9 protein-coding genes and 1 pseudogene are annotated in these 8,351 nt (G+C 37.2%); 5 read left to right on the top strand and 5 right to left on the bottom strand.

All coding sequences use genetic code 11. The annotated features are described in order from the left end of the window. Nucleotides 1-477: YadA C-terminal domain-containing protein (locus tag EXE10_RS19510; protein ID WP_171478516.1), on the top strand; the 477-nt coding region annotated here is incomplete at its 5' end. 205 nt (nt 478-682) lie between these two features. On the opposite strand, the gene EXE10_RS21605 is transcribed toward EXE10_RS19510, so the two are convergent. From EXE10_RS21605 to mobQ, 4 genes are all read right to left on the bottom strand, one after another. After that, nucleotides 683-826: a hypothetical protein gene (locus tag EXE10_RS21605; RefSeq protein ID WP_162898103.1), complete on the bottom strand. Its 144-nt coding sequence runs from the start codon at nt 824-826 to the stop codon at nt 683-685. A 20-nt stretch (nt 827-846) separates the two neighbouring features. Next, nucleotides 847-1,422 carry a plasmid replication DNA-binding protein gene (locus tag EXE10_RS19505; RefSeq protein ID WP_130114464.1) on the bottom strand — a complete coding sequence of 192 codons (576 nt, stop codon included), beginning with the start codon at nt 1,420-1,422 and terminating at the stop codon, nt 847-849. Beyond that, nucleotides 1,415-2,368, bottom strand: a complete 954-nt coding sequence (repM, locus tag EXE10_RS19500) for a replication initiation protein RepM (RefSeq protein WP_130114463.1) — start codon at nt 2,366-2,368, stop codon at nt 1,415-1,417. Before repM ends, EXE10_RS19505 begins: the two co-directional genes overlap by 8 nt. 634 nt (nt 2,369-3,002) lie before the next feature. After that, on the bottom strand, nt 3,003-4,757 hold the full coding sequence (mobQ, locus tag EXE10_RS19495; RefSeq protein ID WP_228256867.1) for a MobQ family relaxase: 1,755 nt from the start codon (nt 4,755-4,757) through the stop codon (nt 3,003-3,005). 259 nt (nt 4,758-5,016) lie between these two features. On the opposite strand from mobQ, the gene EXE10_RS19490 reads away from it, so the two are divergent. Then, nucleotides 5,017-5,391, top strand: coding sequence for a hypothetical protein (locus EXE10_RS19490; protein WP_086322809.1), 375 nt, complete (start codon nt 5,017-5,019; stop codon nt 5,389-5,391). 24 nt (nt 5,392-5,415) lie between these two features. On the opposite strand, the gene EXE10_RS19485 is transcribed toward EXE10_RS19490, so the two are convergent. After that, nucleotides 5,416-6,069 carry a hypothetical protein gene (locus tag EXE10_RS19485; protein WP_005086345.1) on the bottom strand — a complete coding sequence of 218 codons (654 nt, stop codon included), beginning with the start codon at nt 6,067-6,069 and terminating at the stop codon, nt 5,416-5,418. 227 nt (nt 6,070-6,296) lie between these two features. Between EXE10_RS19485 and EXE10_RS19480 the strand changes: the two genes are divergently transcribed. From EXE10_RS19480 to EXE10_RS19470, 3 genes and pseudogenes are all read left to right on the top strand, one after another. Then, on the top strand, nt 6,297-6,617 hold the full coding sequence (locus EXE10_RS19480) for a type II toxin-antitoxin system RelE/ParE family toxin (RefSeq protein ID WP_000897309.1): 321 nt from the start codon (nt 6,297-6,299) through the stop codon (nt 6,615-6,617). Further along, the gene (gene nadS, locus EXE10_RS19475; RefSeq protein ID WP_130114462.1) at nt 6,610-6,882 is read left to right on the top strand and encodes a NadS family protein; all 273 of its coding nucleotides are present in this window, start codon (nt 6,610-6,612) and stop codon (nt 6,880-6,882) included. Before EXE10_RS19480 ends, nadS begins: the two co-directional genes overlap by 8 nt. Before the next feature lie 578 nt (nt 6,883-7,460). Further along, nucleotides 7,461-8,351: pseudogene (locus EXE10_RS19470) on the top strand (hypothetical protein); the annotation flags it as partial.

The raw sequence follows: 8,351 nt of genomic DNA, 5'->3' as shown, positions 1-8,351 counted from the left end.
AACACAGCTAAAACAACAGCGGATAGCGCATTAACAAATGCTGCTACAGCTAAAACAACAGCGGATAGCGCATTAACAAATGCTGCTACAGCTAAAACAACAGCGGATAGCGCATTAACAAATGCCGCTACAGCTCAAACAACGGCAAATACTGCCTTAAATAATGCAGCAACAGCTAACCACCGTATTGATATATTAGATAATAAGTTTCAAAAAATTGATAATCGTCTTAATAAAATTGACACAAAACTTGATAGTGTAGGTGCATTAGCAGCGGCTCAATCACGGATACCGGCAGTGATTGATGGAAGTAAAAACTATGCAGTAAGTATTGGTATTGGTAACTATGGAAGTAAAAATGCAATGGCTGTTGGTGCAACTATAAAAATTAATGAAAATATATTTTCTTCTGGATCTTTCGCTATTGCGGATCATGATTCATCTAGTAGTAGTTTAGGAGTAAGTTTCGCCTGGTAAAAATTTAAAAGTTCATTTTTAAATTTACCTAAAATTAACATAATACACCTTATACGAAATGCTAATATTTTATTCTTTAATTTCAGTGGTATAGTCTAAACTTAACAGCCCATTCTAGCCCGAATGGGTTTTTTTTGTGATCTTTCACGTTCCACGCCTACTTATTGAGCAATGTTCCACGGCTTTAATAAGCCCAAGTGAATAATCAGGAAGCCTGGGCTTTTTCTTTTTGGCGTTCATCCAGCTCTTTCTTCAGTGCCTTTTTATCCTGGTACGATGCAATTAGCATAATCGGGATCAGCAGCGGAGCCACAATAATGCCCAGGGCAATGTCTTTCAGTTTCGGCATGATTTCTCTCCCTAGATTGCTCAGTCATGATCAAAAACAGCATTTAGCACACGGCCAAATAATCCACGTTTTTTGTGTTGTGGCACTGCCACATTTTGCAACGTGGCATACTGTAGCGTTTGGGTGTGGTATGCCGTAGTTTCTTGCTGTGGCACTGCCACATTTTCTGCAATATTTAATTCATTATTCTTTTTATTATCATTGTCTTGTTGTGTTGTCGCATGCTGTAGTAGGTCGGTGTCGCATGCCGTAGCATCTTGTTGTGGTGCTGCTGTGGCAGGTGCAACACTTTTCAGCTCAATGAGTGTTTGCATACGGTCAATTTGTTGCATTAACCGTTCTTCACGTTCTTGGTATTTTTTGACTTCATTTTCTAAATGGGCAATAAGTTTTTTTGTAGATTCATCACCTTCTTGCTTAGATGATTCAATTTTTTGAGATGTTTGCTCAGGTTCTCCAAAGCATCGGATGACCTCTGCTAGATCGAATTGTCCATCACTGGAGCGTGATAAACGTCCATTACGTACAGCTCTGTAAATGGTTGATCTATCAACATGAAATTTTTTAGATACTTCACTTAGTGATAACTTAGCCATTTACGGTGTCCTTTTTATTTGATGGCATATATCCCACTTTTTTTAGGTATGGGTATAGTTCTTTTATTCGGTCAGGGTCTTGCAGCATCTCAGCAATACGAATAGCAAATTGCGGATAGCTTTCAGTTCCCTGGGAATAACGACCCATTTCAGGAAGTTCGGAAAGTTTATTTGCAAACATATGGCGTTGTGCATCAGTCATCTTTGTAAAGAAATCTAAAGTATTAGGATCTCTATCTACTAGAGGTGGAGAGTCCTTTTTTTTCTGTTTAAAGTTAAACGAAAATCCTGAAATTGATCGACCTCTTTTGTGTTGTTCATACTTCACTGTGATATCTGTATGTTCGTTAATTTGTTTAATAGCGAGCTCAAGTACACTAGTTTTAAAGCGTTCCATACGCTTGTACTCAGTATCGAGTACGCCAATTCTTTGACGGAAATCACTTAGCTCTATAATTGGAGTAGAGCCCGTACTTCTCCAAGCAATTAATAACTCATATAAACGAACAGCATAAGCACTACTGAGATTACTAACTTGCTGCAATTCGTATTTAGTAAAATGCTCTTCTAAGCGCGTAATTAATGGAACTATGGCAGGGGCAAAAATAAGCTTAACCACTGCTTCATTATCTACATATCCAATTTCACTAACCCAACGGGATCTATAGTTCTCAATATTCCCTCTTTCATTTATTTTTTGATAGCTGAATTGTCTTGCGAATAAATCATTACAGGCATCTTTTAATGCCTGATAAGCGGTATTGCGATGTACGCCAAATTGATTGATATAGCTTTCTGCATGGACAGTTAAGGGATCATTAGCATTAATCCCTTTCCCACTTTCTCTTGCCTCAACAATAGCTAATAAAATTAAACGTTGTTCTACTAAATCTAAGTTATAACTTGCATTAATTAAGGCATTGTCTTTTACAACTAACTCTCTCATGAAGCACCAGTATTATTTATTATGCTATAACACCTTAATTAATTTTAGTGCTATAAGCAAGGTAAACGGTGTCATATTGCAAGGTAAACGGTGTCATATTGCAAGGTAAACGGTGTCATATTGCAAGGTAAACGGTGTCATATGAAGTCTAGAAGCCTTTATTTACAAGGCTTTCAGCTTACCTAAAAGCATTTAAAAACTTTAAAAATAATTAAAAGCCCAGGCAAGGAAAAATTGCCCTCGGTTTTCGCTACGCTCAAACTCTATTGAACTTCGCTTTCGCTCAGTTCGTAGGGGCAATTTTTGGCTTAAAATTTCGTGACTTTTTAAAAAAGAAAAGCAACTAGGAATTCGCTTCGCTCATAGAACTTTTTCACTCGCTTCGCTCGACATAAAGCCACCGTAATCAGTTCGCACCCATTCGGGATGCTCTGATTCTGAGTTCTTGATACACAGGGGAGCCTGTAATCAGGGAAAAACAGGTGAAAAAATTTAGATCCCTGTAGTTCGCTCGTAGACACTCGCTAAATGCTCTCATTTGCGATTTAAGAGTTTTTTCTTAACTCAACTATAAATCTACTGTGGTTTAGCAAAACATCGCTAAAAACCCTATTTTTTTGCGTTTAAACAGCATTCACCAAGGTCGGTAATCGTTGTTATTTTCATTTTCTGGTTTTTTAGGCTCGTTTTTCTGCTGTTTTTCCAATTCTTGGCGTTTTAAAAATGCCAAATGTTCTCGTTCGTGTCTTTCTTGTTCATAGCGTTGTTCTTTTTGCTCTCGTTCTTTACGTAATTGCTCTCTAAATTCACTTTCTCTGCGATCATTTTCAATTCTTCGTTGGCGATCTACTTCCGTTTGGCGTACTTGCTGCATTCTTTCTTGTTCAATTTTGAGATCATCTGCCCGTTTTGCTTTAAGGAGGGGACTCATATCATCATTAAAATCATGTAGGGTATCGAATGAATGAACGTACTCTCGTTTTAGCTTCTGCCAAAACGTGGGTTTTATCGTTGGTCGTTCAATCCCATTATTTTCCAGTATCTCTGAGCATTGACCTAAGCGTTGGACGACATTCTCAATATCGTATTCTTTAGCAAGTTGTTCGACCTCGGTTGCGTATTCTCTCCAGTTCTCATTTTTTGCCTGTTCTACTGATTTTTCAGTCGCATAAAAATCAGGTTTTTTTATATCTCTGTAAGTATGATGGTAAGAGTCATAAAACAAATTATTGCTATGTAGGTAAAAATCGCTTTTGTTTTCTGCTAACCATCGTTTTGTCTTGGTGAGATTTGATTCAATCTGCTTTTGATTATCAGCAGCATTGCTTTGAATGGTGTAAAACTGATTGGCAAATTCTGCATAAATATCTTGGCACCGGATGAAGTCATCATATGCGTTGTCGATCTGTTGAACCTGTTGTTCTTGCAGGCGTTCTTCTTCTAGGTTGAGATTTACTAATTCTGCTAAAAGCTCTTTTTCTTCTGCTTCGGTTAACTGAAGTTCGTTTTCCAGCTGGGTAATCTGATCTTCTAATCGACTTGGAACAATAATTTCTTGATCAAGGCCCTTGATGATCTGTTGGTATTCTCGTGCAGCATCTAAATTTTTGGCTTTGATTGCATCATTTTCAAGTGCAATTCTTGGTAGCACAATTTCAGTGTTACGTTCTTCAAGCGGTCTTTTTTGTTCCTCGTCATATTGTCTGCGAAGTGCTGTAGCTTCATGCCCTTCATGATGAGTGGGTTCAAGAAAGTCTAAGCCCTGATCCTTGTAACTCCGGTGGTCGATGCGTTCGTCTAGTCCGGCATTTTCCAATACTGTGTTTACAACATTGGCAAAAGTTGCTCGGCTGTCCTTCAGGATCTCGGGACCATGGTCGTTGAAGATTCTTTGTTTCTTTCCTAATTCGCCTTTTTCATTGATGAGTCTGGTCGTGAACATCATGTGTACGTGATAGTTTTTATTATTGGTTTCATCGTTATGTTCATGTGGTGCATGGATGCAGGCATCGACAATAACATTGTGCTTGTTCACAAAGTCTCGGCAAAAGTCATCAACGATTTTTATGCGTTCTGCATCTGTTAATTCATGTGGTAAAGCACAGATATATTCTTTGGCGAGTCGTGCATTGGCTTTCATTGAGCCATTGGCATTGAATTCTTTTTTTTCTACTGTATTCCAAAGTGTTTGACGGTCTAAAAGTTTTGTATTGGTATGTTCTGGTGCATAAATATTTTTGTATTCAAGTCCCTTTTTTTTAGTGTAGTCCTGAGTCTTTCCAAAAGTCAGATCCTCTAGTTTTTCACAGGCACGATAAGCAGCACAAGCAACGGCTGAACGTCCGTCACTTCGTGAGATGTTGCTTTCATTCAAATGAAAAATTGCCACTTTAAAAACCTAAATTTCTGCATACCGTGGTTTTGATTTTTGCAACTTTGAAAAAGTTGCTGACCATGCTAAAGCGAGGTCATGGGGTACAGGGGTTTCCCCCTGTCGCAACGTCCACTTTTGAATGAAATGATAAAAGTGGGTAAGTGCGCCCTTCGTTTCACTTCGGGAAAACTTCGCTTCGCTACGTTTGATATTGCTCGCTTTGTTTTTTGACTCTATGATGATGTTTGATTATTGATCATCACGGTTTAATACTATGTCAGATATTCAAGAAAAGAAAGATGCAGTTTTAAAGAAACTCACCAAAGCACAGCAGAAAAAATTATCCCTGCAAGAGCAAATTGAGTATTTAAAAAAAGAACAAGAGCAGATCTTAGAACAGGCAAAACAGAAACAGAATGAGCTTAAACTCAAACAGCAAAAACTTTTAAGCGAAGCAAAAGCCCAAGAACGGAAAAATGAAACTAGACGGAAAATTTTGCTTGGCGCTTGGGTTTTGAATAAATTTAAGAATGATGAATCTTTTAAACATCAATGGGCTGATTTTGAGCAGTTTTTAAGTGCGGAAAGTAAGACAGAAGAAAATAGACAGAAAGATAAAGAGCTTTTTAATGATCTTTTTAAGGGATAAGTTCTAAATTTCATATAAGAGATTTTATGTTAAATCACTGATGTTTGATTTTAGAATAATATTATGAATTGCTTTTATCTCTTCCTCTTTTTGAGCTTGAAACTTTCCATAAGTTGAAAAATGTAAATGCTTATAGATTAAAGGTTTTTTTTCATGAAAAACTTTAAGAGTATGTCCTTCTATTTGTTTAGCATCATTCATCCATGAAAATATAGATGTTTTTTTCATTAATTTAAAAACAGCGTCAGAGATAAATACAGCTTTAGTGTGTTCTGAAAAAATGGCTTTATGAATGTATTGTAGATGATTTTTATCAAGATCAGAGCTTTTCAAATCATTTCTACCAGTTGTGGGAAGATGAAGAAGCTCGATAAATGAAATACGAGAAGCATCTTTGCAAGAAAGTCTAATTTTTGAAAATTCTTTATGATATTTTCGCCCATCTCCTTTATATCCATCTAATAAAAAAGGATGATGTACATTGTATTTCTGCCAAAATGAAATAGCATCCTCATGATATTCAATGATTTTAGAAAATATTTTTTGTTCTTCAATATTGGGAGCGTAATTGGCATCTAAGCCAATAAATAAAAACTCTGCTTGAGTAGGACAACATCCCTGATAAGGTTTTTGGCGGAAAGCGTGAATTAGTTTTTCACTTGGATGAACGTTATACATATTTTTATCAGTAGACGTAATGCAAAGAATATTAGTTTATCCGATATAGACACCAACATATTAAACCGTCCGATAAGAAAATCGCAAAAGCGCATATTCTAAAAGTGGACATTTTTATTGGTGAGAATATAGACATTTTGAATGGGTTCTAACAGAGAGCTGTAATCTCTCGTTTTTTTGTTCTAAAACTGCTAAAATTCTTATACGCCATTGACGTACTTGAACCTATGCTATTCATTGAAACCAGTATTTTTACCAAGCAAATCAAAGAGCTTGTGAGTGATGAAGAGTATCGTCAGCTCCAGCAAGATCTCTTGGTACAGCCCGATAAAGGCGACTTAATCAAGAATGGCGGTGGTATCCGTAAAGTACGTTGTGCTCAAGGTAATAAGGGTAAAAGTGGTGGTATCCGGGTGATCTATTATTGGGTCACAGAGGATGATCAGATCTTTTTCCTAGTGGCTTATCCAAAGTCTGTGAAAGATAATCTGACCGACAAAGAGACCTCGATCCTACGTCAATTAGTGAAGGAGCAATTTCATGGATAACAACTTATTTGATGACCTGGTTGCTTCAATCAAAGAAGCTGGTGCTATCAAACGTAATGAGATAAAGGCCAGTCGAGTTACAGCGCTTGAATTGCCGGATATTAAAGAAGTACGTGAGAAAACTGGCTTAACCCAGGCAGAGTTTGCTGCACGTTTGCATATCAGCGCGAGAACTCTACAAAACTGGGAACAAGGCCGTCGCTATCCGACTGGTCCTGCAGCAACTTTAATTCGTATTCTTGATGCTCATCCAAGTCTAATTTAGAAAATTGAGATAATAAAAAAGCCCGACATCCTGTCGGGCTTTTTCATATCGGGTTGCTAGTCTTACTGATCTCGTGCTGCCCATTCCTTGCGCTATTTTCTTATTCTTGTTTTCTAGAAACATCCAGTTCCCTTATGTATTCATCATAGGGCTAATGCTTTGGATTACCAATCCGCAAAATCCTTAAATCTGTGTAAGTTTTAGCTTACAAAGTTGGCCTACTTTATCCCAAGAGTTGTCCGCAGAAATTGGGGATAGTTTCGGGATGTGGGGTATTGATAAGCCAGAGAAAAACGACAATTTGATTAAATATTGATCAATTTTATTGGCAAGAAGTATCAAAATTGCTTAAAAAGAAACCGACTTGTTTCCAAGTCGGTTTTTTGTGGTTTTTTAGGGGGATGAAATTTTTTTAACTATATGAAAAACAAAGATATTTTAAAAAGCATTTCGTATAACCACCATTATGTTAAATGTGGGGTTCACTTATAATGGTCTAACAGGCTATAAAGATATTTAGTGTAAAACTATATTATTTATTATATTTTTGTAACCTCAAAACTCAAGATGATTTTAAGATGGTTAAAAGAATATCAATTGTAATAAGTACTCTATTGCTTTATCCAAATATTGCTATGGCTATTCAGGGTGGAAGTAGTTCATCAGATATTACTCAAATAGATGCTAATAATAATATAGCTTCAGGTCCTAGAGCCTCTGCAGGAAGTAATGGTTTTATTACGGGTTTCCCAAATGGTTATGGAGGAACTGGCGGGAATAATAATATAGTTTTGGGTTCTGGAAATAGTGGTGATGGTGGCGATGGTGGCGGGGCATCACGTCATGGTGCTACTGGAGGTGCTGGCGGGAATAATAATATAGTTCTGGGTAGTGGTGTTTCAGGAACAGGAGGAAATGCAATTAATACTACTGTAACGGATTGGACATATGGAGGTGCTGGCGGGAATAATAATATTTCTATCGGTGGTGGTACAACAGGTGTTGGTGCAAATTTAGCCCAAACTGGAGGAACTGGAGGAACTGGAGGATCAAATAATTTAGCATTAGGAATTAATAGTTATGCTGGCAATGCAAATGGATTTACTTCGGGAAATAATGGTGGAATAGCTATAGGTAGTTCGGATACTTTATCAACAGTAGCAAGTGGAACTAATTCTATAGCATTAGGTACAGGCTCAGTTTCATCAGGGAAAAACTCTGTTTCAATTGGTTCTTCAAGTATTGATGGTGGTTTAGAAAATGTTGTTAGTGTAGGAAGTTCAGCACAAACTCGTAAAATAGTTAATGTAACAGCAGGAGATATTAATAGTATTTCTACAGACTCTGTGAATGGGGCACAGCTATTTATAACAAATCAAGCAGTTCTTACAGCTCAAACAACGGCAAACACAGCTAAAACAACAGCGGATAGCGCATTAACAAATGCTGCTACAGCTCAAACAACGGCA

It is taken from the genome of Acinetobacter sp. WCHAc060033 (assembly GCF_004209125.1).
Classification (GTDB): Bacteria; Pseudomonadota; Gammaproteobacteria; order Pseudomonadales; family Moraxellaceae; genus Acinetobacter; species Acinetobacter wuhouensis.
The sequence above is the reverse complement of the archived record's forward strand: the minus strand, read 5'-3'. Positions and strand labels throughout refer to the sequence as shown.

Coding starts and splice junctions, on each gene's coding strand:
- EXE10_RS19485 (WP_005086345.1), bottom strand. CDS start 6,069: ATGTATAACGTTCATCCAAGTGAAAAACTAATTCACGCTTTCCGCCAA.
- EXE10_RS19490 (WP_086322809.1), top strand. CDS start 5,017: ATGTCAGATATTCAAGAAAAGAAAGATGCAGTTTTAAAGAAACTCACC.
- nadS (WP_130114462.1), top strand. CDS start 6,610: ATGGATAACAACTTATTTGATGACCTGGTTGCTTCAATCAAAGAAGCT.
- EXE10_RS21605 (WP_162898103.1), bottom strand. CDS start 826: ATGCCGAAACTGAAAGACATTGCCCTGGGCATTATTGTGGCTCCGCTG.
- EXE10_RS19480 (WP_000897309.1), top strand. CDS start 6,297: ATGCTATTCATTGAAACCAGTATTTTTACCAAGCAAATCAAAGAGCTT.
- EXE10_RS19505 (WP_130114464.1), bottom strand. CDS start 1,422: ATGGCTAAGTTATCACTAAGTGAAGTATCTAAAAAATTTCATGTTGAT.
- repM (WP_130114463.1), bottom strand. CDS start 2,368: ATGAGAGAGTTAGTTGTAAAAGACAATGCCTTAATTAATGCAAGTTAT.